This window comes from Lentzea sp. CA-135723 (assembly GCF_050936595.1).
Classification (GTDB): Bacteria; Actinomycetota; Actinomycetes; order Mycobacteriales; family Pseudonocardiaceae; genus Lentzea.
The window spans coordinates 3,444,548-3,470,897 of the sequence record NZ_JBNJMK010000001.1 but is presented as its reverse complement, the minus strand read 5'-3'; the positions used below and the strand labels follow the sequence as shown (position 1 = coordinate 3,470,897).

Here is a 26,350-nt window from a genome sequence, read left to right as displayed (position 1 = left end):
GATCAGGGCGGGCAGACGGTGCCGTTCGTCGGCACCTTCGCGTCGATCAGGTAGTCCCGCGCCGCCGTCGTGGCGCACCCGGACAGCCCCAGCGCGCCGTGCCCGCTGCCCTGCCACGCCACCAGCGCCGCCCCCGGCAACCGCTGCGCCGCGTGCTCGGTGCCGGGCGCGGGGGTCGCCGGGTCGTTGGCGGTGCTCAGCACGACCACGGGCGGCGCGCTCTTCAGCGGGTCGACCTTCTCCGTCTTGGGCGGCACGAACGGGTTGCAGTGCAACAGCTGCCGGGCGAACAGGGCACCGAACATCGCGTGCTTCGTCGCCCAGTCCGCGGTGAGCGCCTTCACCCGGTCGGGTGGGATGCGGGTGGCGGTGTCGTTGCAGCCGATGATCAGGCCCGCGTCGAAGCGCGGCGGGTTCTCGTCCAGGTCGTTGACGACCGGGTCGAGCAACGCGAACAGGCCGGCGGCGTCGCCTCCGCGCGCCTTCACCACGGCGTCGGCGAGCGCCGGCCAGCGGCCGCGGTCCGACAGGCCTTCGAGGATCGCGTTCAGCGCGGAGCCGGGCGTGAGGTCGACGTAGTCACCGCGCACCCGGTTGGTCCGCAGCTGCGTGAGCAGGGCCGCGACGTCCTCGCGCGGGTTGGCCAGCGCGCAGCCGCGGGTCTTGCAGTCGCGGGCGAACGCGTCGAACGTCGCCTCGGCCGCGATCGCCCGCGACTCGAGCACGCCCACCTGGTCCAGAGCGGGGTCGGGGGCGCCGTCGAGGACGGTGCGGCCGATGCGCGCCGGGTAGCGCTGCGCGTAGGTCGTGACCACCCGCGAGCCCTCGCCGATGCCGATGGCGTTGAGGCGTTCGGTGCCGAGCATCTCGCGCAGCCGTTCGAGGTCGGCGGCGGCACGCCACGAGTCGAACGCCGTCAGCCTGCCTTCGAGGTCGAGCACGCACTCCTGCGACGCCTCGCCCGCGGCGACCACGAGGTTCGACTGCTCCGGCTCGGCCGGGTCGTACTCGACGAGCTGCGCGCGGGTGGCGTTCGGCACGCACGACATGCCGTCCGAACGGCCGGTGCCCCGCCGGTCCATGCCGATGATCGTGTAGGTGGTGAGGAGCTCCTTCGGCAACGACGCCGCGAGGCGCGCGGCCCGCAGCGTGCCGGGCTCACCGCCGGGGTCGGTGACGACGACAAGCGCGCTCTTGCCCGTGCCGATCCGGGTCAGCGCGATGCCGAGCGTGCCGCGGCCGGGCCGTCCCGGCGGGTCGAGCACGGTCGTCATGCGCGCGCACTCGTACTTCTGGTCACCCTGCGGAGCGGAGTCGCCGAAGCGGTCCTTCATCCGCTCGTTGCACTGGGTCCAGGGCAACGAGCTGGACTTGTACTCGCCCAGCGGGGGAACGGGCTGCGGCCCGGCGAGCGTGCTCTGGTCGACGGGCTGGTTCTCCTCGCCCTTGACCGCGATCACCGGCCTGGTCGAGGGACCCGCGCTGCACGCCGCCAGCACGCTCACTGCCAACAGGGCCAAGGCAGCGCGACGCACAGACTTTCCTCACTCTCATCCACACTCCGAGACGCCGAGCCTCGCATGAGGAAGGTGAACTAAAGGTGAGTCGAGGTCCCGCTTTTGGACCTCGACTCACCTGGGGTGCTTGTCCCGTGCAGAGTGGACGCGGTGAGTCAGGATGGACGTATGGCTCACGCTGATCGGCTCCCCGCCGCACGCCTCATGGGTGGCATCCCGCCGACGGCGCTGGTGCTGCTCGGCATCGTCAGCGTGCAGGTCGGCGCGGCGTTCGCGAAGCAGCTCTTCACCGTCGCCGGATCGGCGGGCACGGTCACGTTGCGCCTGGTCATGGCCGCGCTGATCCTCGTCGCGATCTGGCGGCCGACCCTCAGGCTCGACCGCCGCACGCTGCTCACCGTCCTCGTCTACGGCACGGTGCTCGCCGCGATGAACCTCTGCTTCTACGCCGCGCTCGCCCGCATCCCGCTCGGCGCCGCCGTCACGATCGAGTTCCTCGGCCCGCTCGCGGTGGCCGTCGCGGGCTCCCGGCGCTGGCTCGACGGCCTGTGGGTGCTGCTCGCGGGTGCGGGAGTGGTGCTGCTGACCGGGTTCCAGGGCGGTCTGCTGTGGACGGGCGTGCTGTTCGCGCTCGCGGCGGGCGCGTTCTGGGCCGGGTACATCCTCGTGACGGCGAAGCTCGGCAGCCAGACGAGCGACGGCCAGGGCCTCGCGCTCGCCATGGTGGTCGGGGCGGTGATCGCGTTGCCGTTCGGCATCACGTCGGCGGGCACCGCGATGCTCGACCCGCTGATCCTCGCGGCGGGGTTCGCGGTCGCGCTGATGTCGTCGGTGATCCCGTACTCGCTGGAGCTGGAGGCGTTGCGGCGCATGCCACCGCGCGTGTTCGGCATCCTCATGTCGATGGAACCGGTGGTCGCCGCGATCGCCGGGCTGCTGCTGCTCGGCGAGGAGCTCAAACCGGCGCAATGGGTCGCCGTGTGCTGCGTGGTGATCGCATCGATCGGGTCGACGCGCACGGCCAAGCCCGACGTCTAACGCGCCCGCAGTTCGCCCTTCAGCACCGACGCCACGTCATAACGCGCGGGGATCTCCAGCTGGTCGTAGCGGCACGACAACGGTTCGCGGTCCGGCCTCCACCGCGCGAACTGGCCGTTGTGCCGCAACCGGACGGGCTGTTCGCCCTCGGTCTGGGTGTAGTGGATCTCCAGCACCCGTTCGGGACGCAACGCCACGTACTCGGCCTGCTTGCCGCGCCACCGGTTGATCTCGCCGGGAATCCGTTGCCCCTGCTGGGGATTTGCCCACGGGTGGTCGTCGCCGGTGGTGATCAACGGCGCCAGCTCGGCGGCCAGCTCGCGGCGTTCGGCCGCCTTGAACGACCCGCAGACGCCGATGTGGTGCAGCACGTCGTTGGAGTCGTAGACGCCGAGCAGCAACGAGCCCACGGCCGTGCCGGGCTCGGTGTCCTTGTGCCAGCGCAGGCCGGCGAGCACGACGTCCGCGGTGCGCGCGTGCTTCACCTTGATCATCGACCGCTTGCCGGGCGTGTACGGCCCGTCCGACGGCTTGCCCATCACGCCGTCCAGCCCGGCGCCCTCGAACAGCGTGAACCACTGCCGCGCCGTCTCGACGGACGTCGTCGCGGGCGTGACGTTGAGGCCAGGCAACCCGAGCAACGCCTCGCGCCGCGCGACCGTCGGCGACTCCAGCAGCACCTCGGACCCGAGCGCCAGCAGGTCGAACGCGACGAAGGTGGCCGGCGTCGACTCGGACAGCAGCGCCACCCGCGAGGCCGCCGGGTGGATCCGCTCGGACAACGCGTCGAAGTCCAGCTCGTCGTTCTTCGCCACCACGAGCTCGCCGTCGACGACGACCCGGTCGGGCAGCACGTCCAGCATGGACGCGACGACCTCGGGGAAGTAGCGGTTGAGCGGCTTCCCGCTGCGCGACTGCAGCAACACCTCGTCGCCGGCGCGGAACACCACGCAGCGGAACCCGTCCCACTTCGGTTCGAAGAACAGGTTCGCGTCGTCGGGGATGCCGTCCACCGCGGTGGCGAGCATCGGCTGCAACGGCGGCGTCAGCGGTAGGTCCACGCGCACATCCTGCCTCCTCAGCTGGAATTCCGCCGCTGGTACCGCAACAACAACACGTCGTCCGCACGCAGCACCGACGCCAACGCGAGGTCCACCGGCGGGATCACGGCGCCGTGCGCGATCCGTGAGGAGTCGCCGACCGCGAGCACCGGCGCGACGGTCAGGTTCAGCGCGTCGACCAGGCCCTCGGCCACCATCGACCCGAACAGCCGTGGACCGCCTTCAAGGTTGATCTTGTGCAGGCCGCGCGCCGCGAGAGCGTCCACCGCCACCTTGAGATCCACCTCGGTCTCACCCGCGATGATCACGTCGGCGGGCAGGTCCGGCAGCTCCGCCGCCTCGGTGGTGATCACGATCGGCGGCACGGCGGTGTCGGTGAACAGCGGCAGGTCCGGCGTCAACGACCCGCGCGACGTCACGACGGCGATCGGCAACGGCCGCTCCCGCTTCGCGCCCCGGTACCCCTCGATCAGCACGGTCGCCGCCCCGACCAGCACGACGTCGGCGAGCTCGCGGCCGAGCAGGTAGACCTGCCGGTCCGCGGGCGACCCGAGCCCTGCCGACCGCCCGTCGACCGACACCGCGCCGTCCACGCTGGACACGAAGTTCGCCGTGACCCACGTCCGGTCCGGCGGGTAGTCGTACAGGGACGCGAGGGCTGTGTCGGTCATCTCAACGCCCGGTGAGGGCCACAACATCTCCACTGAGCCATCCCATCACGCCGATAAGCTCCCGGCATGCGCTTGTCCGACCGGGATCCCCAGGTCAGCCCCGACGAACTGATCGAGAACCTGGTACCGCCGCCGAGGTTCGGCTCCGTCAGCTTCGACACGTACATCCCGAACCCGGACGAGCCGTCGCAGACCGCCGCCGTCGAGGCCGGCCGCCTGTTCGCCGCGCGGGTCAGCGTGAAGCGCAGGAAGTGGTCGCTGTTCGGCTCCCGCGACGACGAGCCCCGCAAGCTCGGCCTCTACCTCGACGGCGGCTTCGGCGTCGGCAAGACCCACCTGCTCGCCTCGCTCTGGCACGCCGTGCCGGGCCCGAAGGCGTACGGCACGTTCGTGGAGCTGACGAACCTCGTCGGCGTCCTCACGTTCCCCGAGGCCGTGAAGCGCCTGTCCGCGCACAAGCTGCTCGCCATCGACGAGTTCGAGCTCGACGACCCCGGCGACACCATGCTCGTCACCCGCCTGATCAAGGAGCTGACGGCGCACGGCGTGCACATCGCCGCCACCTCGAACACGCTCCCGGACAAGCTCGGCGAGGGCCGCTTCGCCGCCGCCGACTTCCTGCGCGAGATCCAGTCGATGTCGTCGAAGTTCGACGTCGTCCGCGTCGACGGCCCCGACTACCGCCACCGCGGCCTGCCTGACGCCCCCTCACCGATGTCAGAGGGTGAACTGATCGTGAGAGCCTCTAACACCGAGGGGTCGACGCTCGACGACTTCGACGACCTGTGCAAGGCGCTCGCCCGCATCCACCCGTCGAAGTACGGCAGGCTGCTCGACGGCGTCACGGCCGTGCACCTCAAGGACGTCAAACCGGCGCCCGACCAGAACGTCGGGCTGCGGCTCGTGGCGTTCGGCGACCGCCTCTACGACCGCGACATCCCCGTCGCCGTGTCGGGGCAGCCGCTGTCGGAGCTGTTCACCGAGGAGATGCTGCGCGGCGGCTACCGCAAGAAGTACCTGCGCGCGGTCAGCCGGCTGGTCGCGCTGAGCCGTCAGTGACCTGACCAGGCCCACGGCCCGCGCGCCCGTAGAAGCGGTGCGGCTCGGCGTCGATCCGCGCCGAGTCCGCCTCGCTGAGCACGACCGAGGGATCGGTGTGCGGCCACGACCGCACGATCCGCGCGCGCAGCCCGGCCGGCGAGTGGTCGTGCCAGAGCGAGGTGGCCTCGACCGAGCCGTCCAGCACGGCCTCGACGTCGATCGAGGCGCGCCACGCGTCGGCCGCCTGCCGCCACCGGGCCGCGCCGGGGTGGTTGCGGCGAGCGGTCTCGGCGTGGGACCGGGTGCCGCGTTCGGCGGCGGCGAGGGCGTCCGCGCGGTACTCGGCCCGCTGGTGGTCGCGCGACGCGACGGCGAGAACACCGATGCCGGGTCCGCGATCATCAACGGGGTGCGCACGGCGGGCTCGGTCAGCAGGCCGCGCGAGGGGTCGCCGTTCACGAAGTGACCGAACTCGTGCCCCAGCAACGCCACCCGCTGCTGCGGCGTGAGGACGCCGAACAACGGCAGCCCGATCGTCGTGGTCCGGCGCCGCAGCCGGCCGTGGGTGAACGCCGAGGCGTTGAAGTCGGCGTCCAGCGCGACGTGGTCCGGCAGCCGGGTGCCCGCGGCCGCGGCGACTCGGTCGAGCAGCGCGAACAACGTCGTCGCGGCGCGGCTCGTGTCACGAGTAGGGCGCGCTCCACAGCCGCGGTCGCAGCGCCCACGCCACCAGCAGCACCGGCACCCCGGCGACGATCGGGAAGAACGACGGGAAGTCGTGCGTCACGAGCGACACGCCCAGCACGGCGGGTTCGGCGACCAGCACCACGAGCCCACCGAGAAGCCGATCAGGCGACGCGGACGGCGGTCCAGTGCGGGCGGATCGGTGGCGTGGCATCGGCATTCGGGCGGCCCTCGCGGCCCGTGCGTTCACACCACACACACGCCTCTGCCGGGTTCCCCCAGTTTCAAGGTTAGTCAGCCGGACCGACACTCCGGGCGATCTTCGCGGTGCGCCGACGGTGTGAAGCAGGGGAAAGGCGAGTTTGACTCCGGCCGCGTTCGAGTATCCACTGTGTGGCGGGCGGGAATGATGACGTCCCGATGTCTTCCGGAGGCACCCATGCTGAGTGAAGCCGAACGCCGCTCGCTCGAGGAGATCGAGCAGCGGTTGCTGGCGGACGAGCCGAGACTCGCCCGCACCATGAACCGCCAGGTGCGGCCGTGGTTGTTCTACTCCCTGCTGCTCGTGTTCGGCGGCCTGACGGTCTTGCTGACCGTGATCAGCGCCTTCGGTCCGGCCTTCCAGTGCCTGCTGGTGACGGCGGGCGTGCTGGTGTTCCGCAGGTACCCGCTGCGGCTGAGGTAGCCGGAAACTCACTGGCGCCGGAGCCCGGGCAACCCCGACCATCTCCGGCGTGGGGTATCTGGAGGCGAACGGGCTCGCGTACGCCCTGCCCGATGGCAGGGAGCTGTTCCGCGACGTCTCGTTCAAGGTGAGCGGCGGGACCGTGGTCGCGCTCGTCGGCGCGAACGGCGTCGGCAAGACGACGTTGCAGCGGATCCTGTCGGGTGAGCTCACCCCGAAGCAGGGCAGCGCGCACGTGCAGGGCGGGCTGGCGGTGATGCCGCAGTTCATCGGCTCGGTGCGGGACGAGAGCCTGGTGCGCGACCTGTTGCTGTCGGTGGCGCCGGAGGCGTTGCGGAACGCGGCGCGCGAGCTGGACGAGTCCGAGCTCGCGTTGATGGAGACCGACGACGAGGCCGCCCAGATGCGGTACGCGAACGCCCTCACGAGCTACGGCGAGGCGGGCGGGTACGACGTCGAGGTCCTCTGGGACACCGTCACGGTCGCCGCGCTGGGCCTGCCGTACGACCGGGCCCGGTTCCGCGAGGTGCGGACGCTGTCCGGCGGCGAGCAGAAGCGGCTGGTGCTGGAGACGTTGCTGCGCGGCCACGAGCAGGTGCTGCTGCTCGACGAGCCCGACAACTACCTCGACGTGCCCGGCAAGCGCTGGCTCGAGGAACGTCTGAGGGCCACCGACAAGGCCGTGTTCGTCGTCAGCCACGACCGCGAGCTGCTCGCGAACGCCGCCACGCACGTCGTCACGGTCGAGGCGCACTCCGCCTGGACGCACCCCGGCTCGTTCGGCACCTGGCACGACGCGCGCGCCAAGCGCATCGAGAAGCTCAAAGAAGATCATCGCCGCTGGAACGAGGAGCACGCACGGCTCAAGGAACTGGTGCGAACGCTCCAGGAGCAGGCCAAGTTCTACGAGTCGATGAGCTCCAAGTACCGGGTGATGGTCGGCAGGCTGCAACGGTTCGAAGAGGCGGGACCTCCTCCGGAGATCGCGACCGACGAAAAGGTCACCCCTCGGCTGAAGGGCGGCCGCACGGGTGTCAGGGCGATCACGTGCGAAGGCCTGGAGCTGACCGGGCTCATGAAACCGTTCTCGCAGGAGATCTTCTTCGGCGACCGGGTCGCGGTGCTCGGCTCGAACGGCTCCGGCAAGAGCCACTTCCTGCGGCTGCTGGGCGGCGACAGCGTCAGGACCGAGGGCAGCTGGAAGCTCGGCGCACGGGTCGTGCCCGGCCTGTTCGCGCAGACGCACGAGCACCCGGAGTGGCTCGGCCGCACGCTCGTGGACATCCTCTGGCACGGCGAGGGCCAGCGCGCGGGCAAGGACCGGGGCGCGGCCATGTCGGTGCTACAGCGCTACGGCCTGCACCAGGCGGGCGACCAGCGGTTCGAGAACCTCTCCGGCGGCCAGCAGGCGCGGTTCCAGATCCTGCTGCTGGAGCTGTCCGGGGCGACGTTGCTGCTGCTCGACGAGCCGACCGACAACCTCGACCTCGCCTCGGCGGAGGCGCTGCAGAACGCGCTGAACGACTTCGAGGGCACGGTCGTCGCGGTCACGCACGACCGGTGGTTCGCGAAGTCGTTCGACCGGTTCCTGCACTTCCGGGCGGACGGCAGGGTGTCCGAAGTGGACGAACCCGTCTGGACCTAGGCGAGGTCCCAGGAGACGAACGCGCCGTCGTCGATCGACCCGCCCGCCTTCCGGTAGGTGGCCTGCGCCGCCGCGTCACCCGCGGCGGTGCCGGTCCACATCGCGTAGCACCCGCGTTCCGCCGCCAGCGTCTTCAACGCCTCGACCAGCGCCGTTCCGATGCCGCGGCGCAGGAACGCGTCGTCCACCCCGAGCTCGTAGAGGAACATCTCGGTGCCCTTGTCGGGGTGCGTGGTCTCGATCCCGGACACGAACCCCGCAGGCTCCTCGCCCACGTACGCGATGAGCAGGTGGCTGTGATCCTGCGCCAGGAACCGCGCGGTCGCGTCCGGCAACGGCTGCGCGTCGAACAGGTGCGCGGCGGCGAACACGTCGTCGGAGGAGGCGGCGCGGCGGATCTTCATACCGTCAGGCTAAGCAATCTTGGTGTTCATCTCCGTGCGGTAGAACCGCTGGCGTGTCGGTTGACGCCTACTGCGAACGCCTCGGGCCCGGGATCTGGGCCGAGCCGCTCAACGCGCTGACGAACCTCGCGTTCCTGATCGCCGCGCTCCTGCTGTTGCGCGGGCAGGCGCCGCCGAGCCTGCGCGTGCTGCCGGTCCTGCTGGCCCTGGTCGGCCTCGCGAGCCTGGCCTTCCACACGCTCGCCACCCAGCTCACCGGGGCGCTGGACAGCGCGTTCATCGCGGTGTTCATCCTCTACTACGTGGTGATGTTCGCTCACCACTACAAGCGGATCCCCTGGTCACGGGCTTGGCTCGCGGCGCCGGCGTTCCTGGTGTTCGCGGTCGCCATCGGGCTGTTCGTGCGCATCCCCGGCGCCCAGATGTACTTCCCGGCGCTGGTGGCCCTGCTGGTCCTCGCGGTGCTGTCCGGGAACCACTGGAGGTGGTTCGCTGGAGCGGCGGTGGTGTTCGCCGTGTCGCTGACGCTGCGCACCCTCGACGACCTGTTGTGCGGCAGCGTCCCGAGCGGCACGCACTTCCTCTGGCACGTCCTCAACGCCGTGACGCTGTGGCTCGTGTCCGAGGCGGTCATTCGGCGTGCGCGGGCAGCTTCCCGTTCTTGACCAGCGTCGTCAGCTCGTCGTGGTCGGCCTCGGTCTGGTCGGCGTAGTCGAACGCGTACTTCGCGAACGCCTCGTCGACGTCGTCGCCGTCCCCGTTCTGGAAGTACCCGGCCAGCAGGCGCGGGTCGAGCGACCGGGCGTGCGCGCGGGCCAGCAGCGCGCCCGCGAACCGGCCGTAGTCGTCCAGGTCGTCGCGCTTGAGCGTGGTCGCGTCGATCTCGCCCTTGCGGTTGCGGAACTGCCGCACGATGAAGTGCCGGCCCTCGATCGTCGTCCAGCCGAGCAGGATGTCCGTCTCGGCCTGCACGAGCCGCGCGCCGTGCACGATCCGCTTGCCCTCGTGCTTGGCCGCCGGCACGTCGAGGAACGGCTGCAGCGCCGACGGGCGGGCCTCCTTGGCCTGCAGCACCAACGCCTCCGAGCCGTTGCCGTGCAACAGGACCAGGTAGTTGCGCAGGCCGACGCTGCCGGTGCCGACGACGCGGAACGCCACGTCCGACACGCCGTAGCGCATGATCAGGTTGGTCCGCGACTCGCGCAGGGTGTCCACGTAGGACGGCAGCGCGGCGATCACCGCGGCCTTGGTCGGCGCGGTGGCCTCGGTGAACGTCGGCGGGTTCGTCACGAACCGCCACTTCTCGCCGTCGTGCGCGGTCCACTTCGCGGCGAACCGGGCGCTGGTGTTCTTGCGCGACTTCTCGGCGGCCTTGGAGAAGTCCTTGAGCAGGTCGTCCGCCTTGACCTTGGACAGCGTCGACTCGTCGCCCAGCGCGCTCCACGAGTCCATGAACGGGATCTCCGCGAGGTGCCGGATCGCACCCCGGTACGCGCGCACGGCGTCCTCGGCGGCGTCGCGGCAGCCCTTGTCCGACACGTCACCGACGCGGCCCGCCAGCACCAGCGACGCCACGAGCCGCTTGAGGTCCCACTCCCACGGGCCGGGCAGCGTCTCGTCGAAGTCGTTGATGTCCATGACGATCTGGCCCTCTGGCGTGCCGTAGAGGCCGAAGTTCGCCGCGTGCGCGTCACCGCACAACTGGGCGTGCAGGCCGGTCGCGCACCCGGCGGCCAGGTCGCCCGCCTGCAGGCCCGCCGAGCCGCGGAAGAACGCGAACGGGTTCTCCAGCATCCGCCCGACCCGCAACGGGATCAGGTGCTCGAGGCGGCCCTCGTTGCTGGCGCGCATGAACTCCAGCACGGACGGGCGGTCCGGCGCGAGGGACATCGCGCGGTGCGCCTTGAAGTCCACTGAGGACCGCAGCGCGCGTCCCTCCGCGTAGACCTCTTCCGGCTCAACCCATCTGCCCAAAGCGGCAGCGGCCTCAGCACGCACGCGTTCACCCATAGGTGTCATGATGCATGCGGCGGACGGGCAACGTGGCCCGTCCGCCGCATTTGTGACCTAGCTACGCGGGGAAATACCCCTAAACGGGACGAACGACGTCCGCGATCGCCTGCACGCCGAGGTCGATCTCGTCGCGGGTGATCACCAGCGGCGGCGCGACGCGCAACGTCGACGCGTGCGTCTCCTTGCACAGCACCCCGCGCGCGGCCAGCGCCTCCGAGGCCGTGCGGCCGACGGGTCCGCCCGGCGCGATCTCGACACCGGCCCACAGCCCGCGCCCGCGCACCTCGGCGACGCCGGAGCCGACCAGCTTGCCGAGCTCGGCGTGCAGGTACGCGCCCATCTCGCGCGAGCGTTCCTGGAACTCGCCGGTCGCGAGCAGCCGCACGACCGCGCGGCCGACCGCGCAGGCGAGCGGGTTGCCGCCGAACGTCGACCCGTGCTCGCCGGGCTTCAGCACACCCAGCACCGCGCGGGAACCGACCACCGCGGACACCGGCAGGATGCCGCCGCCGAGCGCCTTGCCGAGCGTGTAGAGGTCGGCGCGCACGCCCTCGTGGTCCAGCGCGAACAGCTCACCGGTGCGCCCGAGCCCTGACTGGATCTCGTCGGCGATCATCAGCACGTTGTTCTCGTCGCACAGGCGGCGGATGCCCGCGAGGTACCCGGCGGGCGGCACGACGACGCCGGCCTCACCCTGGATCGGCTCCAGGAGCACGGCGGCGGTGCGCGGGGAGATCGCGGACTCGATCTCGTCCAGCGCCCCGTACTTCACGACCTTGAAGCCCGGCGTGAACGGACCGAAGTCGTTGCGCGCGGTGTCGTCGGTCGAGAACGACACGATCGTCGTCGTGCGGCCGTGGAAGTTGGACCCGGCGACGATGATCTCGGCCGTGCCCTCCGGCACGCCCTTGACCTGGTAGGCCCATTTGCGCGCGACCTTGATCGCGGACTCGACGGCCTCGGCGCCGGAGTTCATCGCGAGGACCATCTCGGTGCCGGTGAGCTGGGCGAGCTCGCGGCAGAAGAGGCCGAACTGGTCGTGGTGGAACGCGCGGCTGGTCAGCGTGACGCGGCCGAGCTGCTCGACGGCGGCGGCCACCAGGGCGGGGTGGCGGTGCCCGAAGTTCAGCGACGAGTAGCCGGAGAGGAAGTCCAGGTAGCGGCGTCCCTCGACGTCGGTGACCCACGCGCCCTCGCCGTGCGAGATGACCACCGGAAGCGGGTGGTAGTTGTGCGTGCTCCACTCTTCGTCCATCGAGACGTAGTCAGCGCTGGTGGTGGTGTCGTGCTCAGCGATGGCGGTCATCCTCCAAGGCTAGGGGCGTCGACGAGCGATTTCGACCGCCAAGCATTGCGCACTGCCTCAGTTCGTTGCAGACATTCACCTGACAGTGGTGGTTTGTTGCACAGCGGGCGGACTCGGCGGTGAATCGCTACGGTCTGGTGATGGCTAAGAAGTCGGTTCGTGACGCCCTGCGGCTCGACGAGGTGGACCTCTCCACTCTCGACCCGGCAGGCCGCCCCACCGGTCCCAAGAACAAGAAGGAGGCGGCCGAGGACATCGCCGCCACCGGGATCGAGCTGGACGCCCTGCAGGAAGCGCTCTACGCGGAGGATTCTCGCTCGGTCCTGCTGGTCCTGCAGGGCATGGACACCTCCGGCAAGGGCGGCGTGGTCAGCCACGTCATGGGCCTGGTGAACCCGCAGGGCGTGCGGATCGCGTCGTTCAAGAAGCCCACGGCCGCCGAGCGCCGCCAGCACTTCCTCACCCGGATCAGGAAGGTCCTGCCCGAGAAGGGCCGGCTGGGGGCGTTCGACCGCTCCCACTACGAGGACGTCCTCGTGCCCAAAGTAGAACGCCTGCTCACGGCGGCCGAGATTCGCGGCCGTTACAAGGAGATCAACGCGTTCGAACGCGAGCTCGCCGACGCCGGCACGACGGTGGTCAAGTGCTTCCTGCACATCTCGCCGGAGGTCCAGAAGGAACGGCTGCTCGCGCGCCTGGACGACCCGAGGAAGAACTGGAAGTACAACCCGGCCGACATCGACGTCCGGTCGAAGTGGTCGAAGTACCAGGACGCGTACACGCAGGCGTTGCGGAACTGCCGCGAGACGCCCTGGTACGCCGTGCCGTCGGACCGGAAGTGGTACCGGAACTGGGCGATCAGCCGGTTGCTGCTGGAGACGCTGCGCGAGATGGACCCGAAGTTCCCGCCGCCCGCCTACGACCTCGAGGCCGAGAAGGCCCGGCTGATCTCCGCCGATCCGCTGCGCTGAGCCGCGCCGGGAACGTTGCGCTGGACGCAATCTTGATTGCACCTATTGCCTGGCCGTAGTGGTCTAGGCCAGTGTGGGCTGCGCCGCCGCCGCGAAGTCAGACCGGAGGTGTGCAGCCGTGGGTGTGGATCGGCGACGTTTTCTCGGAGCCATGGGCGTAGGAGCGGGACTGCTGATGACCGGAGGAACCGCTGAGGCGGCCGCTGCGACCCGGAGAGTGTTCTTCGGCGCCTACACCACGTGGAGCGGTGGTGCGAAGGGCATCGGCACCGGCACCTACGACTCGGTGTCCGGGCAGCTGAGGACGACCGGCGTGATCAGCGGCGTGGTGAACCCGTCGTTCGTGATCGAGTCGGGCGACGGCAGGTTCCTCTACGCCGTCAACGAGAACACCAAGGGCGAGGTCACCGCGATCAACGCGGCCACGCTCAAGGTGATCAACAAGCAGGCGACCGGTGGCGCGGACCCGTGCCACCTGACGCTGGACCCGTCCGGGAAGTTCCTGATCACGGCCGACTACTCGTCCGGCTCGCTCAGCGTCTTCCCGGTGAACGCGGACGGCAGCCTCAGCGCGCGGACGCAGAAGGTGCAGCACAAGGGGTCCGGGCCGAACCCCGACCGCCAGGAGGGCCCGCACGCGCACCACATCGTGTTCGACCCTGCCGGGAAGTACGCGGCGGCCGTCGACCTCGGCGCCGACTCGGTGTTCGTCTACTCGTTCACCGGTGGGAAGCTCGTGCAGGTCTCGCAGGCCAGGGTCAAGCCGGGCGCCGGGCCGCGGCACATCGCGTTCGCGCCGGACGGGAAGACCGCGTACGTGGCGAACGAGCTCGACTCGACCATCGTGACCTGCTCTTACGCGAACGGGATCCTCACGCCGGGGCAGGTGCTCAAGACCGTGCCGTCGGGCAGCCCGATGAACTACCCGGCCGAGGTGCTGGTGTCGGCGGACGGCAAGTTCGTGTACCTGTCGAACCGCGGGCACGACAGCGTCGCGCAGTTCGCGGTGAACGGGTCCGGCCTCACGCTGGTGGGCACGACGGCGGTCGGCGGCAAGTACCCGCGGCACATCACGTTCGACCCGACCGGGTCGTTGTTGTTCGCGGCCAACCAGAACTCGAACAACGTCACGTCGTTCAAGGTCGACAAGGTCACGGGCAGGCTGACCCCGTCCGGAACGGCTCTGCAGACCGCCATCCCGGTCTGCGTGCTGCCCACCCGACTGGGTTAAGCACCTTCTGGAACCACCGTCCACAGTGGTACTCCGGCCCCTATGGGTCTCATGGCTGGAGTACTCGCGGTCGCTCTGATGGCGCCCGCGCCGATCGCTCCGGAGTACGTCGCACTCGGCGACTCCTACGCGTCCGGTGCGGGCGCCGGTTCCTATGTGGACGGCTCGTGCCGCCGCAGCTCGAACGCCTACCCGGCGTTGCAGGGCGCGGAGTTCCCGTCGTTCCGGTTCGTGGCGTGCAGCGGTGCGACGACGAAGTCGCTGCGGACGCAGTTGCGGGCGCTCACCCCGAACACCACGTTCGTCACGATCACCATCGGCGGCAACGACCTCGGGTTCGTGGACGTGCTGACGACCTGCACGCTCAACGGTGACGCGGCGTGCTCGCAGCGCGTCTCCGAGGCCGTCGGCTTCATCCGCTCCCAACTGCCCTCCCGGCTCGACACCACCTACGCGGCGATCAAGGAAGCGGCACCGCACGCCCAGTTGGTCGTCGTCGGCTACCCGAGGCTGTTCACGCCGGACGACGACTGCCGCACGCTCTCGGTCGTCAAACGCGCGGCCCTCAACGAGGCCGCCGACCAGCTGTCGGACCAGATCGCGCAGGCCGCCGGTCGGGCCGGCGCGCGGTACGCCGACGTGAGGGAAGCGTTTGCGGACCACGGTGTGTGCGCCTCCGACCCGTGGATCAACGCGCTGGTCAACCCCACCAAGGACTCGTACCACCCGAACAGGGCCGGTCAGGCCGCGTACTTCCGGGCGTTGACAGGCGCGATTGGGTAAGTTCAGACTTACCGTTCGTGGAGGCTTACCAAACGGCGTTCGCGGCGCTCGGCGACCCGACCCGCCGCGAGATCTTCACGCTGCTCGTGGCCGGGCCGCGGGCGGTGGGGGAGATCGCCGCCGTGCTGCCGGTGTCGCGGCCGGCCGTGTCCCAGCACCTCAAGGTGCTCAGGGAGGCACGGCTGGTCCGCGTCGAGGCTCTGGGCACGCGGCGGAGGTACTCCGTCGACCACGTCGGGGTGGCCGCGCTGCGCGACTACCTCGACGACGTGTGGGGTCGGGCTCTCGCGAACTTCGCTGCGGTGGTGGAGGAATCATGACGGAGGTCCGCAGGTCCGTGCTGGTGAACGCCGGCGCCGACCACGCGTTCAAGGTGTTCACGGAGAAGTTCGTGACGTGGTGGCCTGCCGCGCACCACATCGGCGAGGCGGACCTGAAGGACGTCGTCGTCGAACCACGTGAGGGCGGCCGCTGGTACGAGGTCGGCGTCGACGGCGCCGAGTGCGAGTGGGGTTCGGTCAAGGCGTGGGAGCCGCCGTCGCGGTTGCTGCTGGCCTGGCACCTCGACGGTGACTGGGATTACGACCCGGACCCCGCGCGGGCGTCCGAGGTGGAGATCACCTTCACCGCCGAGGGCGGCGGCACCCGCGTTGAGCTGGTGCATCGTGGCTTCGAGCGGCACTTCACCAAGCCTGAGCGGGTGCGTGACGGCGTCAGCGGAGAGGGCGGCTGGGCCGGTATTCTGCTCGGCTTCGGGCAGGCGTTCGTGTGATCATGCGCGGGTGAGTTCTCTGAGGGAGGTCACGGCCACCCGGTACGTCACCCCGTTCCGCGAGGGCGGGTCGATGCCGGGCCTGGTCGAGGCCGATGACCTGGGCATGTACGTGGTGAAGTTCCGCGGCGCGGGGCAGGGCGTGAAGGTCCTGGTCGCCGAGATCGTCGTCGGCGAGCTCGCGCGCAGGCTGGGCTTCCGGATACCCGAGATCGTCCTGGTGCACCTCGACCCCGAACTGGCCCGCGCGGAACCCGACCAGGAGGTCCAGGAGCTCCTGCGTGCCAGCGGCGGCCTCAACCTCGGGCTCGACTACCTGCCCGGCTCGTTCGACTTCAACCCGGTCGTGCGCGACCCCGGCACCGAGCTCGCCACGAGGCTGCTGTGGTTCGATGCCCTCGTGCTGAACGTCGACCGCAGCTGGCGCAACCCGAACATGCTGCTGTGGCACCGCGAACCGTGGCTGATCGACCACGGCGCCGCGCTGTACTTCCACTACTCGTGGAGCGAGGAACGTCCAGCGACAAAGGAATACAGGTACGACGCGTCGGACCACGCGATGCTGCCGAACGCGGGCGCGCTGTCCGAAGTGGACGCTGAACTGGCCGCGAAGATCACGCCGGAGCTGCTCGACGAGGTGCTGGGGCTCGTCCCTGACGAGTGGCTGGAAGGCGATCCCGCCGAACTTCGCCAGCGCTACAAGGACTTCTTCACCTATCGCCTGCAGAACCGCGGCTGGGTCGACTCGCTGGAGGCCGCACGTGCCGCACGTGTTTGAGTACGCGCTGCTGCGGGCCGTGCCGCGGCAGGAGCGGGGCGAGTTCATGAACGTCGGCGTGATCGTCTACTGCGCGCCGCTGGGCTTCCTGTGCGCCAGGACCTATGTGGACGGTGACCGGCTGCGGGTGCTGGACCCGCACCTCGACGTCGAGACGCTCGAAGACAGCCTGAGGCACCTCACGAACTCGTGCGACGGAAGCGCGGCGGCCGGCCCGGTGAGCCAGACCACGGTCGGGCAGCGGTTCCGGTGGCTCACCGCGCCCCGGAGCACGATCGTGCAGACATCACCCGCCCACACGGGCTGGACCGAGGACCCGTCCGCGGAGGTCACGCGCCTTTTCGAGGCGTTGGTGCTGCCACCCCGGTAGGTTTCCTCGCAACCTGAGGCGGCGAACGACGTCCTCACTTGCAAAGCGAAACTGAAGCGATCGGGGTTGGCGACACATGAGCGCTGGGTATCACCACGGCTACCAGCAGCCGCGGCGTCCCATGCCGCCGCAGCGGCCGATGAAGAAGAAGAGGCGTCCGGGACGCGTCATTCTGGTGCTGCTGCTCGTCCTGGTTCTGGGGACCGTCGGGTTCGGGTTCTACGTCGACTCGACGCTGACCCGGATCAACGCGCTGCCGGACTACGAGGGCCGTCCCGCCGAGACGCCGGGCACCACCTGGCTGCTCGTCGGCTCGGACGCGCGAGAGGGCCTCTCGCAGGAGCAGAAGGACGCGCTGGCCACCGGTGACGCCGCCGGTCGGCGCACCGACACCATCATGATGCTGCACCTGCCGGACAACAGCGCGGCCAAGCCGGTGCTGATCTCGATCCCGCGTGACTCCTACGTGGCGATCCCGGAGAACGGCCGCAACAAGGTCAACGCCGCGTACGCGTTCGGTGGTCCGCAGATGCTCGTGCAGACCGTCGAGGGCGCGACCGGCGTGCGGATCGACCACTACATGGAGATCGGCTTCGGCGGCTTCTCCGACATGGTCGACGCCGTCGGGGGCGTGGACATCTGCATCGACGAGCCGATCAAGGACCCGCTGGCCGGCATCGACCTGCCCGCGGGCTGCCAGGAGCTCGACGGGCCGAAGGCGCTCGGGTTCGTGCGGACCCGTGCGTTCGCGACCGCCGACCTGCAGCGCGTGCAGAACCAGCGCAAGTTCCTCTCGGCGCTCTTCGAGAAGGTGAAGAGCCCCGCGACGCTCGCGAACCCGTTCCGCGCCATCCCCCTGATGAACGCGGCCTCCGGGTCGGTCTCCATCAACGAGGACGACCACCTGTGGCACCTGCTGAGCGTGGCTCTGAACATGAGCGACGCGACGAGCGGAACCGTGCCGGTGGGCTCCACGCCGACGGTGCCCGGTGCGGGCTCGGTCGTGCAGTGGAACAAGGAGAAGGCCTCGGAGCTGTTCGACCTGATCAGCAAGGATCAGCCGGTCCCCGCCGAGCTGATCGCTCCTCCGAAGTAGTTACTGCTTGACGGGCTCGGGAGTGGGCTCCGAGCCGGTCGGTCCGGCCTCCTGCGCGATGCCTTCGAGCTCGCGCAGGAGGTCGTCGTAAATAGGTGTTGTGGACATGGGTCCCCCTCGGTAGCGGATCTTCCCCCGTTCAGGTGACGGGAGCTTACGCCTCAATACCCCGTTCGTTTGCCAGATAAGCGGTTGAGACGCTAAATGGTGGCTAAAGCCACCTGCTGACCAGGCGTTATGTGGGCCCGCCACATGTCGATGACGCCGTGTCACGCCTACCGTTTCCGGACATGTCGAGTGTCACGGGTCACAGCGCGCTGATCACCGGAGCCGCGAGCGGCATCGGCCTGGCCTGCGCCCGCGCGCTGGCCTCCTCCGGCGCCAAGGTCCACCTGGCCGACCGAGATCCCGGCGTTCTCGCGCTCGCCGAGGAACTGGGCGGTGTCGGGCACGTCGTCGACCTCACGGGGTCGATCGCCGGGTTGCCGGACGAGATCGACGTCCTGGTCAACAACGCCGGCGTGCAGCACGTCGCGCCCATCCACGAGTTCCCCGCCGAGCGCTTCTCGGCGATGGTCGAGCTCATGCTCGGTGCCGCGTTCCGGCTCACCCGGCACGTCCTCCCGCACATGTACGAGCGCGGCTGGGGCCGTCTCGTGCACATCACGAGCGTGCACGGCCTGCGCGCGTCGGCGTTCAAATCCGCTTACGTCGCCGCGAAGCACGGCCTGGAGGGCTTCTCCAAGGTCGCCGCACTCGAAGGCGCCCCGCACGGCGTGACGTCGAACTGCGTCGCGCCGGGTTACGTGCGGACTCCGTTGGTGGAGAAGCAGATCGCGGACCAGGCGAAGGTGCACGGCATCGCGCAGGAGGACGTGACCGAGCAGATCTTCCTGCAGCGCAGCGCGGTGAAGCGGCTGATCGAACCCTCCGAGGTCGCCGACGCCGTGCTGTGGTTGTGCGACAACAGTTTTGTCACCGGAACGTCAGTGGCCGTCGATGGCGGCTGGTCAGCTCAATGAGGAGTTGTCGATGATCAAAAAAGTGGTAGGCGCTTCGCTCATCGGGACAACTGTCGAGTGGTACGACTTCTTCCTCTACGGCTCGGCAGCCGCCCTGGTGTTCAACAAGCTGTTCTTCCCGACCGCGGACCCGCTGACCGGCACGCTGCTCGCGTTCACGACCTACGCGATCGGCTTCCTGGCGCGGCCGCTCGGTGGCGTGGTCTTCGGCCACTTCGGGGATCGCCTGGGGCGCAAGAAGCTGCTGGTGCTGTCGTTGCTGCTGATGGGTGGCGCGACGATGCTGATGGGTGTGCTGCCGACGTACGCGTCGGTGGGCGTCCTGGCGCCGTTGCTGCTGACGCTGCTGCGACTCGTGCAGGGCTTCGCTCTGGGCGGTGAGTGGGGCGGGGCCGTGCTGATCGTGTCGGAGCACGGTGACCCGAAGCGGCGCGGGTTCTGGGCGTCGTGGCCGCAGGCCGGTGCTCCCGGCGGCAACCTGCTCGCGACCGGTGTGCTCGCGATCCTCGCGGCCGTGCAGTCGGACGAGGACTTCCTCGCGTGGGGCTGGCGGATCCCGTTCCTGCTCTCGGGTGTGCTGGTCGTGATCGGCCTGTGGATCCGGTTGCAGGTGGCCGAGTCGCCGGTGTTCCTGGCGGCGCAACGGGAAGCGGAGAAGGCGCCCAAGGAGGAGAAGGCGCCGATCTTCGAGCTGCTGCGGCACAACTGGCGCGAGGTGCTGGTCGCGATGGGCGCCCGGCTCGCGGAGAACGTGTCGTACTACGTGATCACCGCGTTCATCCTGGTGTACGTGACGACCGGGCTCGGGCTCTCGAAGTCGGTGGGGCTCAACGCGGTGCTGATCGGCTCGGCGGTGCACCTCGTCACCATCCCGGTGTGGGGCCACCTCTCCGACAAGTTCGGGCGGCGGCCGGTGTACCTGGTCGGCGCGGTCGGCATGGCGGTGTGGGTGTTCGCGTTCTTCGCGATGCTCGACACCAAGGACCCCGGGCTGATCATCCTCGCGACGACGGTCGGGCTCGTGCTGCACGGCGCGATGTACGGGCCGCAGTCGGCGTTCTTCTCGGAGCTGTTCGGGACGCGCGTGCGGTACTCCGGCGCGTCGGTCGGCTACCAGCTCGCGTCGATCGTGGCGGGCGCGCTGGCCCCGTTGATCGCGACGGCGCTGCTGAAGGCGTACGGGTCGTCGTTCCCGATCTCGATCTACGTGGTCGCGATGTGCGTGCTGACCGTGATCGCCGTCCTGCTGGCCCGCGAGACCCGTGGTGCGGATCTGGAGGAACGTGACAGGGTTGGGGTGTGACACGACGGCGTGAGGCCGAACTGGCGGCGTTGTTCGAGACCGCGTCCGAGCTCGCGGGCATGCGCGACACGGACGCGGTGCTCCGCTCGATCGTGCGCAGAGCCCGGACGCTGCTCGGCACCGACGTCTCGTACCTGTCGATGAACGACCCGGCCGGCACCTACATGCGGGTGACGGACGGGTCGTTCTCGCCGTTGTTCCAGAAGGTCCGGCTCGGGCTCGGCGAAGGCCTCGGCGGTCTGGTCGCGCAGACCGCGCGGCCGTACGCGACGTCCGACTACTTCGCCGACGCCCGGTTCAACCACACCAACCCGATCGACTCGGCGGTGCACGACGAGGGCCTCACGGCGATCCTGGGCGTGCCGATGAAGCTCGACTCGAAGGTCATCGGCGTGCTGTACGCGGCGGACCGGACCTCCCGGCAGTTCCCGGCCGAGCAGGTGGCGCTGTTGCAGTCGCTCGCGGACCACGCGGCGATCGCGATCGACACGGCGTCGTTGTTCGCGACCATCCAGTCGCACAACGAGGCCATGAAACGCGCCGAGGAGGCGCACGACCGGCTCACCGACCTGGTGCTGCGCGGTGGTTCGTCGGCGGAGGTCGCGGCGGCGGTGGGGGAGCTGCTCGGCGGGACGGTCGAGGTGCTCGACGTGGTGCCGCCCAACGCCGTGCGGGCCAACGGGCGGGCCGTGCTGATCCGCGACGAGTGGGTGTGCGCCGTGCTCGCGGGGTCGGAGCTGCTGGGCGGGATCGCGTTGTCGGGACGTGCCGACCTGACGGACGCGGACCGGCGGCTGTTCGAACGCTCGGCTGCCGTGACGGCGTTGTTGTTGCTGCTGCGGCGAACCGTGGCCGAGGCGGAGAACAAGGTCCGCGGTGAGCTGATCACCGACATCCTGGACGGCAGGGACGCGACCGGGCTGGTGGCACGGGCCCGGCGCGTGGGCGTGGAGCTGTCTGATCCGCACGTGGTGCTGGTGGCGGACGGGAACCTGTCCGGTGCCACGCACTACGCGTCCGTCCACAGGGGACTGGCCGGGTCACGCGGCCGGGACGTCGTGCTGGCGTTGCCGTCCGCGTCGACGGGCGTGGCTCGTGAGGTGGCCAAGGCGCTGGACGCGACGGTCGGGGCGTGCGGTCCCGTGGCCGGGCCGGTGGCGATCGCGGCGGCCTACGAGGAGGCGCGGCGGTGCCTGAAGGCGTTGCGGCAGCTGGGCCGCGAGAAGGACGCGGCGACGATGGACGACCTCGGGTTCGTCGGCGTGCTGCTGGGTGACCGGGCGGACGTGTCCGGGTACGTGCGGTCGGTGCTCGGGCCGGTGCTCGACTACGACACCGAACGCGGCACGGAACTCGTGCACACGCTGGAGGTCTACTTCCGCTGCGGCGCGAACCTGAGCCGTGCCAAGGCGGAGCTGCACCTCCACGTCAACACGGTCACGCAACGACTCGACCGGGTCACGTCGTTGCTCGGCGACTGGCAGTCACCGGACCGCGTGCTGGAGGTGCAGCTCGCGTTGCGGCTACTTCGCCTGCAGGGCTGACGGGATCGCGTCGCCCGCGGCCGCGTCGGAGTTGCCGAACGGCTTGGCGACCAGCATGTACACCAGGCCGATGCCGACGACCAGGGTACCGCTGAGGATCACGACGTAGTTGTCGTACCAGGGCGCGCCGGGGGTGCGCGGCCACACCATGTTCACCATCGCGGCGACGCCGTACGCGAGCGCCAGCACGTTGACGACCAGGCCCCACCGGCCGAGCGTGAACTCGCCGGACGGCTGCCAGCCCTTGAGCCGGGCCCGCAGTGCCGCGAACACCACCATCTGGAAGCCCAGGTAGATACCGAGCGTCGCGAACGACACGATCTTGTCCAGCGCGTTGGTGGACAGCATCGACGCGACCACGATGACCGCGGGGATGATGCCGGCGAGCGCCAGCGCGTACGGCGGGATGTGGCGCTTCTTGTTGAACTTCGCCAACGCCTTGTGTCCGAACAACATCTTGTCGCGGGCGTAGGAGTAGGTCAGCCTGCTGGCCGCTGCCTGGAGCGACATCGTGCAGGACAGGAACGAGATCAGCACGACACCGATCACGATCTTGTAGCCGACCGGGCCGAACGCGTTCGTCAGGATGTTCGTGACAGGGTCGGCGTCCTCGCCGGAGATGACCTTGCCGAAGTCCGGCACCGCGAGCAGCAGCGAGAGGCACGCGAACGTGGCCGCCGCGCCGCCGATGTAGATGGTGCGGCGCATGGCCTTCGGGATGACGCGGCCAGGGTCCTTGACCTCTTCCGCGGTGTCGCCGCACGCCTCGAACCCGTAGTACTGGTAGAGACCGATGATGCCGGCCGCGAAGAACGCCGGCAGGTAGCTGCCGGAGCCCTCCGCGCCGAAGCTGTCGAACAGCACGCCCAGGCCGTGCACGCGGTTGTCGACCAGCAGCCAGATGCCGACGACCAGCGCGCCGACGATCTCCGCGGCGAACCCGAAGATCGCGGCCCAGCTGAGCACCTTCGTACCGGCGTAGTTGATGAGCGTCGAGACCGCGATGATCGCGACCGCGCACAGCACCGTGTTGCCGACGTTGGCCGTGTAGCCGAGAAGCGTAGCCAGATAAGGCCCCGCGCCGTAGCTGACGGACGCGATGGTGACCAACAGGGCGATCATGTACACCCAGCCGGTCATCCACGCCCAGCGCTTGCCCCACAGGCGGCGTGCCCAGGGGTACACGCCGCCCGCCACCGGGTACTGCGCCACGAGTTCGCCGAAGATCAGCGCGACCAGGAACTGGCCGACGCCCGCGACGACGAAGCTCCAGATCATCGGCGGACCGCCCAGGGCCAGCGCCACGCCGAACAGCGTGTAGGTGCTGACCACGGGGGAGAGGTAGGTGAAGCCCAGCGAGAAGTTCGCCCAGGGACTCATGTCCCGCTTGAACTCCGAGGTGTAGCCGAGATCCTTGAGCCGGTCTTCCGCTGTGGCTGTCAACTCACGCCTCCTTGATCAGGTCCGCGGCGCGTTCTCCGATCATGAGAACGGTGACCATCGGGTTCACCGTCGGCATGGTGGGGAAGACGGACGCGTCGACGACCCGGAGGCCTTCGAGTCCGATGACCTTCAGATCACCGTCCACAACGGACCCGATGGCGCACGTGCCGGCGGGGTGGTAGACGGTGTGGGCGGCCTTGCGGCCGTACTCCGACAGGGCCTCGTCGCTCGTGACGTCCGGTCCGGGCGCGATCTCCCGCTTGAGCCACGACTTGAGCGGCTCCTGCTCGGCGATCTTCCGCGCGATCCGGAAGCCGTCGACCAGCGTCTGCTCGTCGTAGCCGTCGGGGTTCATGAAGTAGCCGAAGTCGAGCTGCGGCTTCTCGTTGGGGTCGCTGGACTTCAGCCACAGCCTGCCCTTGCTGTGCGGGCGCGGGATGTTCGGCGTCATGCAGACTCCGTGCTCCACCGCCGGGTAGCCGAGGCGTTCCGTGTTGGTGGTGAACGGGATCTGGTAGAAGTGGAACATCAGGTCCGGCCTGGGGTCGGACTCGTCACGCCGGATGAACAGGCCGGCGTCGGAGTCCATCACCGAGTTCTCCGGCAACGGCTTCGTGGTCTCCCACACGATCACCGACTCCGGGTGGTCGAGCAGGTTCTCGCCGACACCGGGCAGGTCGTGCCTCGGCTCGATGCCGATGCCGCTCAGGTGTTCCGCGTCGCCGACGCCCGAGAGCATCAGCAGCCGGGGCGTGTCGATCGCGCCCGCGCAGAGCAGAACCTCTTTGTTCGCCTCGATGTAGCCCTTGTCGGTGTGCACGCCGATCGCGCGGGTGCCGTCGAACTCGATCCTGCTCGTCCACGTGTTCAGGAGCAGCGTCAGGTTCTTGCGCTCCAGGATCGGGTGCACGTAAGCGGTGGACGCGCTGGACCGCTGGTTGTTCTTCTCCGGGTGGTAGGCGATGGAGAAGAAGCCGACGCCGTCCTGGAACGGCTCCGCGTTGAAGTCGTCGATCTCCGGGACGCCGGTGGCCTCCCGCGCGGCGGCCACGAAGTCCTTCGCGATCGGGTTCCTGTCCTTCTCCACCACCGGGATGATGTTGAGCTGGACCTTGTCCCAGTACGGGCCGAGCGCGTCCCACGTCCAGCCGTGACCCCAGTCGTCGAGGTCCTGCGGCAGCGGCTGGAAGCAGATCAGCGTGTTGTGGCTGGAACACCCGCCGAGCACCTTCGCGCGGCTGTGCCGGATGTGCGAGTTGCCGCGCGGCTGCTCGACCGTCGGGTAGTCGTAGTCGTACTCGGTCTCGAGCAGGTTGATCCAGTTGCGCAGGTTCAGGATCTTCTCGTCGCCGACGTCGGACGGGCCGCCCTCGATGACCGCGACCGTGACGTTCTCGTCTTCGGTGAGCCGTGCCGCGAGCACGCAGCCCGCCGTTCCGCCGCCGACGATCACGTAGTCATATGCGGTCACTTGGAGTCCTTCCGCGCGAACCAGTTCTGGGCTTCAGGCTTGAGGTTCTGGTACACGTGCTTGGGCTCGGTGTACTCGTGCAGGCCCGCGGTGCCGAGCTCGCGGCCGACGCCGGAGCGCTTGAAGCCGCCCCACTCGGCCTGCGGCAGGTAGGCGCCGAACTCGTTGACCCAGACCGTGCCGTGGCGCAGCTTCTTCGCGACGCGCTGCGCCTTCTCCAGGTCCTGGCTCCAGACACCGCCGGCGAGGCCGTACTCGGTGTCGTTGCCCAGCATGATCGCCTCGTCCTCGGAGCTGAAGCGCTCGGCCGTGATGATCGGGCCGAACGTCTCGTCCTGGACCAGCTTCATGTCCCTGGTGCAGTCCGCGTAGACGGTGGGGCGGAAGAAGAAACCGTTCTGCAGCTCGGGTTCGTCCGGGCGCTTGCCGCCGGCCTTGAGGGTCGCGCCTTCTCGTCGCGCGACCTCCACGTAGCTCTCGACCTTCGCGCGGTGCTCGGCGGAGACGAGCGGACCGGACTCGGTGTCCTCGTCGAAACCGTTGCCCAGCTTGATGAGATCGGTCCGGCGCGCGACCTCGTCGACGAAGTCGTCGTAGATGTCGGTGTGCACGATCAGGCGCGTGCCCGACGAGCAGACCTGGCCCGCGTGGAAGAACGCGGCGGTGAGCGCGTAGTCGACGGCGGTGTCGATGTCGGCGTCCGCGAACACGATGTTCGGGTTCTTGCCGCCGAGTTCCAGCGCGACCTTCTTCACCGTGCCCGCGGCCGACGCCATGATCCGCTGGCCGGTCGCGAGGCTGCCGGTGAACGAGATCAGGTCGACGTCGGGGTGCTCGGACAGCGGCGCGCCGACCTCGGGGCCGGTGCCGAGGACGAGGTTCGCCACGCCGTCCGGCAGCCCGGCCTCCTTCATCAGCTCGAACAGCTTGATGGTGCTGAGCGGGGTGATCTCACTGGGCTTGGCCACCAGCGTGTTGCCCGCCAGCAACGCCGGCGCGATCTTCCAGGAGATCTGCAGCAGCGGGTAGTTCCAGGGGGCGATCATGCCGCACACGCCGACCGGTTCGTAGTCGATGCGGCTGATGACGTTCTCCGGCACGCCCTGGACGATCTTGGAGTGCAGCAGGCCGGCGAGGTTGCCGTAGTAGCGGAACACGGCGGCGACGTCGTCCACGTCGATGCGGCTCTCCACCAGCGTCTTGCCGGTGTCGAGCGTCTCGGTGCGGGCGATGTCCTCCTTGTCGCGCTCCAGGAGGTCCGCCACGTGGTTCAGCACGGCGGCGCGGTGCTCGGGGCTCGAGTGCTGCCAGTCGCCGTGGTCGAAGGCGTGACGCGCCTTGGCGATCGCGGCGAGGGCCTGGTCGCGGGTCTGCTCCTCGACCTCGGTGATGACGCTCTGGTCGAAGGGGTTGATGATCTGCCGCACCGGCGACACGGACTGCCTCCCTGGTTCATGTGTCCACGAAGGACACTCGGGTATATCCGGTCGCCGGCGGCGGT

Annotated in this window: 28 protein-coding genes and 1 pseudogene; 17 read left to right on the top strand and 12 right to left on the bottom strand. The window is 69.4% G+C overall.

Annotated features, from left to right (window positions below):
* Nucleotides 1–2 precede the first annotated feature (2 nt).
* Nucleotides 3–1,505 (bottom strand): alpha/beta hydrolase, encoded by a 1,503-nt coding sequence (locus tag ACQEU1_RS15015; protein ID WP_433211509.1) that lies wholly within the window; start codon nt 1,503–1,505, stop codon nt 3–5.
* A 180-nt stretch (nt 1,506–1,685) separates the two neighbouring features.
* Between ACQEU1_RS15015 and ACQEU1_RS15010 the strand changes: the two genes are divergently transcribed.
* The gene (locus ACQEU1_RS15010) at nt 1,686–2,555 is read left to right on the top strand and encodes an EamA family transporter (RefSeq protein ID WP_433201055.1); all 870 of its coding nucleotides are present in this window, start codon (nt 1,686–1,688) and stop codon (nt 2,553–2,555) included.
* Here the strand turns inward: ACQEU1_RS15010 and ACQEU1_RS15005 are convergent.
* Entirely contained in the window at nt 2,552–3,616 is a 1,065-nt protein-coding gene (locus ACQEU1_RS15005; protein ID WP_433201052.1) for an ATP-dependent DNA ligase, read from the bottom strand. The two genes, ACQEU1_RS15010 and ACQEU1_RS15005, sit on opposite strands and share 4 nt — an antisense overlap.
* A 17-nt stretch (nt 3,617–3,633) precedes the next feature.
* Nucleotides 3,634–4,287: a dihydrofolate reductase family protein gene (locus ACQEU1_RS15000; RefSeq protein WP_433201049.1), complete on the bottom strand. Its 654-nt coding sequence runs from the start codon at nt 4,285–4,287 to the stop codon at nt 3,634–3,636.
* Between the two features lie 66 nt (nt 4,288–4,353).
* On the opposite strand from ACQEU1_RS15000, the gene zapE reads away from it, so the two are divergent.
* Nucleotides 4,354–5,346, top strand: a complete 993-nt coding sequence (gene zapE, locus ACQEU1_RS14995) for a cell division protein ZapE (protein WP_433201046.1) — start codon at nt 4,354–4,356, stop codon at nt 5,344–5,346.
* Here zapE and ACQEU1_RS14990 read toward each other — a convergent pair.
* Nucleotides 5,315–5,533, bottom strand: a complete 219-nt coding sequence (locus tag ACQEU1_RS14990; protein ID WP_433201043.1) for a hypothetical protein — start codon at nt 5,531–5,533, stop codon at nt 5,315–5,317. The two genes, zapE and ACQEU1_RS14990, sit on opposite strands and share 32 nt — an antisense overlap.
* Nucleotides 5,534–5,620: 87 nt before the next feature.
* Between ACQEU1_RS14990 and ACQEU1_RS14985 the strand changes: the two genes are divergently transcribed.
* Nucleotides 5,621–5,794, top strand: a complete 174-nt coding sequence (locus ACQEU1_RS14985; protein WP_433201040.1) for a hypothetical protein — start codon at nt 5,621–5,623, stop codon at nt 5,792–5,794.
* Here the strand turns inward: ACQEU1_RS14985 and ACQEU1_RS14980 are convergent.
* Together ACQEU1_RS14980 and ACQEU1_RS14975 are read right to left on the bottom strand one after the other, a co-directional pair.
* Nucleotides 5,788–5,988 (bottom strand): annotated as a pseudogene (locus ACQEU1_RS14980) (M48 family metallopeptidase); the annotation flags it as partial. The gene ACQEU1_RS14985 and the pseudogene ACQEU1_RS14980 overlap by 7 nt on opposite strands.
* A 22-nt stretch (nt 5,989–6,010) precedes the next feature.
* Nucleotides 6,011–6,157: a hypothetical protein gene (locus ACQEU1_RS14975; protein WP_433201037.1), complete on the bottom strand. Its 147-nt coding sequence runs from the start codon at nt 6,155–6,157 to the stop codon at nt 6,011–6,013.
* A gap of 294 nt (nt 6,158–6,451) precedes the next feature.
* Here ACQEU1_RS14975 and ACQEU1_RS14970 point away from each other — a divergent pair, with 294 nt between their 5' ends.
* Both ACQEU1_RS14970 and ACQEU1_RS14965 read left to right on the top strand, forming a co-directional pair.
* Nucleotides 6,452–6,697: a DUF3040 domain-containing protein gene (locus ACQEU1_RS14970; RefSeq protein WP_433201034.1), complete on the top strand. Its 246-nt coding sequence runs from the start codon at nt 6,452–6,454 to the stop codon at nt 6,695–6,697.
* A gap of 49 nt (nt 6,698–6,746) precedes the next feature.
* A complete protein-coding gene (locus ACQEU1_RS14965; protein WP_433201031.1) occupies nt 6,747–8,342 on the top strand; it encodes an ABC-F family ATP-binding cassette domain-containing protein in 1,596 nt (531 codons plus the stop codon).
* Here the strand turns inward: ACQEU1_RS14965 and ACQEU1_RS14960 are convergent.
* The gene (locus tag ACQEU1_RS14960) at nt 8,339–8,746 is read right to left on the bottom strand and encodes a GNAT family N-acetyltransferase (RefSeq protein ID WP_433201028.1); all 408 of its coding nucleotides are present in this window, start codon (nt 8,744–8,746) and stop codon (nt 8,339–8,341) included. The two genes, ACQEU1_RS14965 and ACQEU1_RS14960, sit on opposite strands and share 4 nt — an antisense overlap.
* 53 nt (nt 8,747–8,799) lie before the next feature.
* Between ACQEU1_RS14960 and ACQEU1_RS14955 the strand changes: the two genes are divergently transcribed.
* On the top strand, nt 8,800–9,411 hold the full coding sequence (locus ACQEU1_RS14955; RefSeq protein ID WP_433201025.1) for a hypothetical protein: 612 nt from the start codon (nt 8,800–8,802) through the stop codon (nt 9,409–9,411).
* Here the strand turns inward: ACQEU1_RS14955 and ACQEU1_RS14950 are convergent.
* Together ACQEU1_RS14950 and rocD are read right to left on the bottom strand one after the other, a co-directional pair.
* Complete coding sequence (locus ACQEU1_RS14950) at nt 9,377–10,756, bottom strand: DUF2252 domain-containing protein (RefSeq protein ID WP_433201022.1); 1,380 nt, start codon at nt 10,754–10,756, stop codon at nt 9,377–9,379. The two genes, ACQEU1_RS14955 and ACQEU1_RS14950, sit on opposite strands and share 35 nt — an antisense overlap.
* Before the next feature lie 79 nt (nt 10,757–10,835).
* On the bottom strand, nt 10,836–12,065 hold the full coding sequence (gene rocD / locus ACQEU1_RS14945; protein WP_433201019.1) for an ornithine--oxo-acid transaminase: 1,230 nt from the start codon (nt 12,063–12,065) through the stop codon (nt 10,836–10,838).
* A 140-nt stretch (nt 12,066–12,205) separates the two neighbouring features.
* On the opposite strand from rocD, the gene ACQEU1_RS14940 reads away from it, so the two are divergent.
* The 11 genes from ACQEU1_RS14940 (at nt 12,206) to ACQEU1_RS14890 (ending at nt 21,935) form a co-directional block, all read left to right on the top strand.
* Nucleotides 12,206–13,036, top strand: coding sequence for a PPK2 family polyphosphate kinase (locus ACQEU1_RS14940; protein WP_433201016.1), 831 nt, complete (start codon nt 12,206–12,208; stop codon nt 13,034–13,036).
* A gap of 175 nt (nt 13,037–13,211) precedes the next feature.
* Nucleotides 13,212–14,267: a lactonase family protein gene (locus ACQEU1_RS14935; protein ID WP_433201013.1), complete on the top strand. Its 1,056-nt coding sequence runs from the start codon at nt 13,212–13,214 to the stop codon at nt 14,265–14,267.
* Nucleotides 14,268–14,318: 51 nt separating this feature from the next.
* Entirely contained in the window at nt 14,319–15,050 is a 732-nt protein-coding gene (locus tag ACQEU1_RS14930; protein ID WP_433201010.1) for an SGNH/GDSL hydrolase family protein, read from the top strand.
* Nucleotides 15,051–15,067: 17 nt separating this feature from the next.
* Nucleotides 15,068–15,370 carry an ArsR/SmtB family transcription factor gene (locus tag ACQEU1_RS14925; protein WP_433201007.1) on the top strand — a complete coding sequence of 101 codons (303 nt, stop codon included), beginning with the start codon at nt 15,068–15,070 and terminating at the stop codon, nt 15,368–15,370.
* Nucleotides 15,367–15,822 carry an SRPBCC family protein gene (locus tag ACQEU1_RS14920; RefSeq protein ID WP_433201004.1) on the top strand — a complete coding sequence of 152 codons (456 nt, stop codon included), beginning with the start codon at nt 15,367–15,369 and terminating at the stop codon, nt 15,820–15,822. Before ACQEU1_RS14925 ends, ACQEU1_RS14920 begins: the two co-directional genes overlap by 4 nt.
* Before the next feature lie 10 nt (nt 15,823–15,832).
* Nucleotides 15,833–16,600, top strand: coding sequence for a HipA family kinase (locus ACQEU1_RS14915; RefSeq protein WP_433201001.1), 768 nt, complete (start codon nt 15,833–15,835; stop codon nt 16,598–16,600).
* Complete coding sequence (locus ACQEU1_RS14910; RefSeq protein ID WP_433200998.1) at nt 16,584–16,970, top strand: DUF3037 domain-containing protein; 387 nt, start codon at nt 16,584–16,586, stop codon at nt 16,968–16,970. The genes ACQEU1_RS14915 and ACQEU1_RS14910 overlap by 17 nt, the downstream gene beginning before the upstream one ends.
* A gap of 76 nt (nt 16,971–17,046) precedes the next feature.
* Nucleotides 17,047–18,066, top strand: a complete 1,020-nt coding sequence (locus tag ACQEU1_RS14905; RefSeq protein WP_433200995.1) for an LCP family protein — start codon at nt 17,047–17,049, stop codon at nt 18,064–18,066.
* 290 nt (nt 18,067–18,356) lie between these two features.
* The gene (locus ACQEU1_RS14900; RefSeq protein ID WP_433200992.1) at nt 18,357–19,088 is read left to right on the top strand and encodes a 3-hydroxybutyrate dehydrogenase; all 732 of its coding nucleotides are present in this window, start codon (nt 18,357–18,359) and stop codon (nt 19,086–19,088) included.
* Between the two features lie 10 nt (nt 19,089–19,098).
* Nucleotides 19,099–20,391 carry an MFS transporter gene (locus tag ACQEU1_RS14895; protein WP_433200989.1) on the top strand — a complete coding sequence of 431 codons (1,293 nt, stop codon included), beginning with the start codon at nt 19,099–19,101 and terminating at the stop codon, nt 20,389–20,391.
* Nucleotides 20,388–21,935 (top strand): helix-turn-helix domain-containing protein, encoded by a 1,548-nt coding sequence (locus ACQEU1_RS14890; protein ID WP_433200986.1) that lies wholly within the window; start codon nt 20,388–20,390, stop codon nt 21,933–21,935. The genes ACQEU1_RS14895 and ACQEU1_RS14890 overlap by 4 nt, the downstream gene beginning before the upstream one ends.
* Here the strand turns inward: ACQEU1_RS14890 and ACQEU1_RS14885 are convergent.
* Genes ACQEU1_RS14885 through ACQEU1_RS14875 form a run of 3 tightly spaced genes read right to left on the bottom strand, consistent with a single transcriptional unit; the run spans nt 21,915 to nt 26,285 of the window.
* On the bottom strand, nt 21,915–23,378 hold the full coding sequence (locus ACQEU1_RS14885) for an APC family permease (RefSeq protein WP_433200983.1): 1,464 nt from the start codon (nt 23,376–23,378) through the stop codon (nt 21,915–21,917). The genes ACQEU1_RS14890 and ACQEU1_RS14885 overlap by 21 nt on opposite strands.
* 1 nt (nt 23,379) lies before the next feature.
* Nucleotides 23,380–24,849 (bottom strand): GMC family oxidoreductase, encoded by a 1,470-nt coding sequence (locus ACQEU1_RS14880; protein ID WP_433200980.1) that lies wholly within the window; start codon nt 24,847–24,849, stop codon nt 23,380–23,382.
* Nucleotides 24,846–26,285 (bottom strand): aldehyde dehydrogenase family protein, encoded by a 1,440-nt coding sequence (locus ACQEU1_RS14875; RefSeq protein ID WP_433200977.1) that lies wholly within the window; start codon nt 26,283–26,285, stop codon nt 24,846–24,848. The genes ACQEU1_RS14880 and ACQEU1_RS14875 overlap by 4 nt, the downstream gene beginning before the upstream one ends.
* Nucleotides 26,286–26,350 lie beyond the last annotated feature (65 nt).

Excerpts from the sequence above, each read along its gene's own strand:
- ACQEU1_RS15010 (WP_433201055.1), top strand. The coding sequence starts at position 1,686 with ATGGCTCACGCTGATCGGCTCCCCGCCGCACGCCTCATGGGTGGCATC.
- ACQEU1_RS15000 (WP_433201049.1), bottom strand. The coding sequence starts at position 4,287 with ATGACCGACACAGCCCTCGCGTCCCTGTACGACTACCCGCCGGACCGG.
- zapE (WP_433201046.1), top strand. The coding sequence starts at position 4,354 with ATGCGCTTGTCCGACCGGGATCCCCAGGTCAGCCCCGACGAACTGATC.
- ACQEU1_RS14970 (WP_433201034.1), top strand. The coding sequence starts at position 6,452 with ATGCTGAGTGAAGCCGAACGCCGCTCGCTCGAGGAGATCGAGCAGCGG.
- ACQEU1_RS14960 (WP_433201028.1), bottom strand. The coding sequence starts at position 8,746 with ATGAAGATCCGCCGCGCCGCCTCCTCCGACGACGTGTTCGCCGCCGCG.
- ACQEU1_RS14950 (WP_433201022.1), bottom strand. The coding sequence starts at position 10,756 with ATGGGTGAACGCGTGCGTGCTGAGGCCGCTGCCGCTTTGGGCAGATGG.
- rocD (WP_433201019.1), bottom strand. The coding sequence starts at position 12,065 with ATGACCGCCATCGCTGAGCACGACACCACCACCAGCGCTGACTACGTC.
- ACQEU1_RS14940 (WP_433201016.1), top strand. The coding sequence starts at position 12,206 with ATGGCTAAGAAGTCGGTTCGTGACGCCCTGCGGCTCGACGAGGTGGAC.
- ACQEU1_RS14935 (WP_433201013.1), top strand. The coding sequence starts at position 13,212 with ATGACCGGAGGAACCGCTGAGGCGGCCGCTGCGACCCGGAGAGTGTTC.
- ACQEU1_RS14930 (WP_433201010.1), top strand. The coding sequence starts at position 14,319 with ATGGCTGGAGTACTCGCGGTCGCTCTGATGGCGCCCGCGCCGATCGCT.
- ACQEU1_RS14920 (WP_433201004.1), top strand. The coding sequence starts at position 15,367 with ATGACGGAGGTCCGCAGGTCCGTGCTGGTGAACGCCGGCGCCGACCAC.
- ACQEU1_RS14905 (WP_433200995.1), top strand. The coding sequence starts at position 17,047 with ATGAGCGCTGGGTATCACCACGGCTACCAGCAGCCGCGGCGTCCCATG.
- ACQEU1_RS14900 (WP_433200992.1), top strand. The coding sequence starts at position 18,357 with ATGTCGAGTGTCACGGGTCACAGCGCGCTGATCACCGGAGCCGCGAGC.
- ACQEU1_RS14895 (WP_433200989.1), top strand. The coding sequence starts at position 19,099 with ATGATCAAAAAAGTGGTAGGCGCTTCGCTCATCGGGACAACTGTCGAG.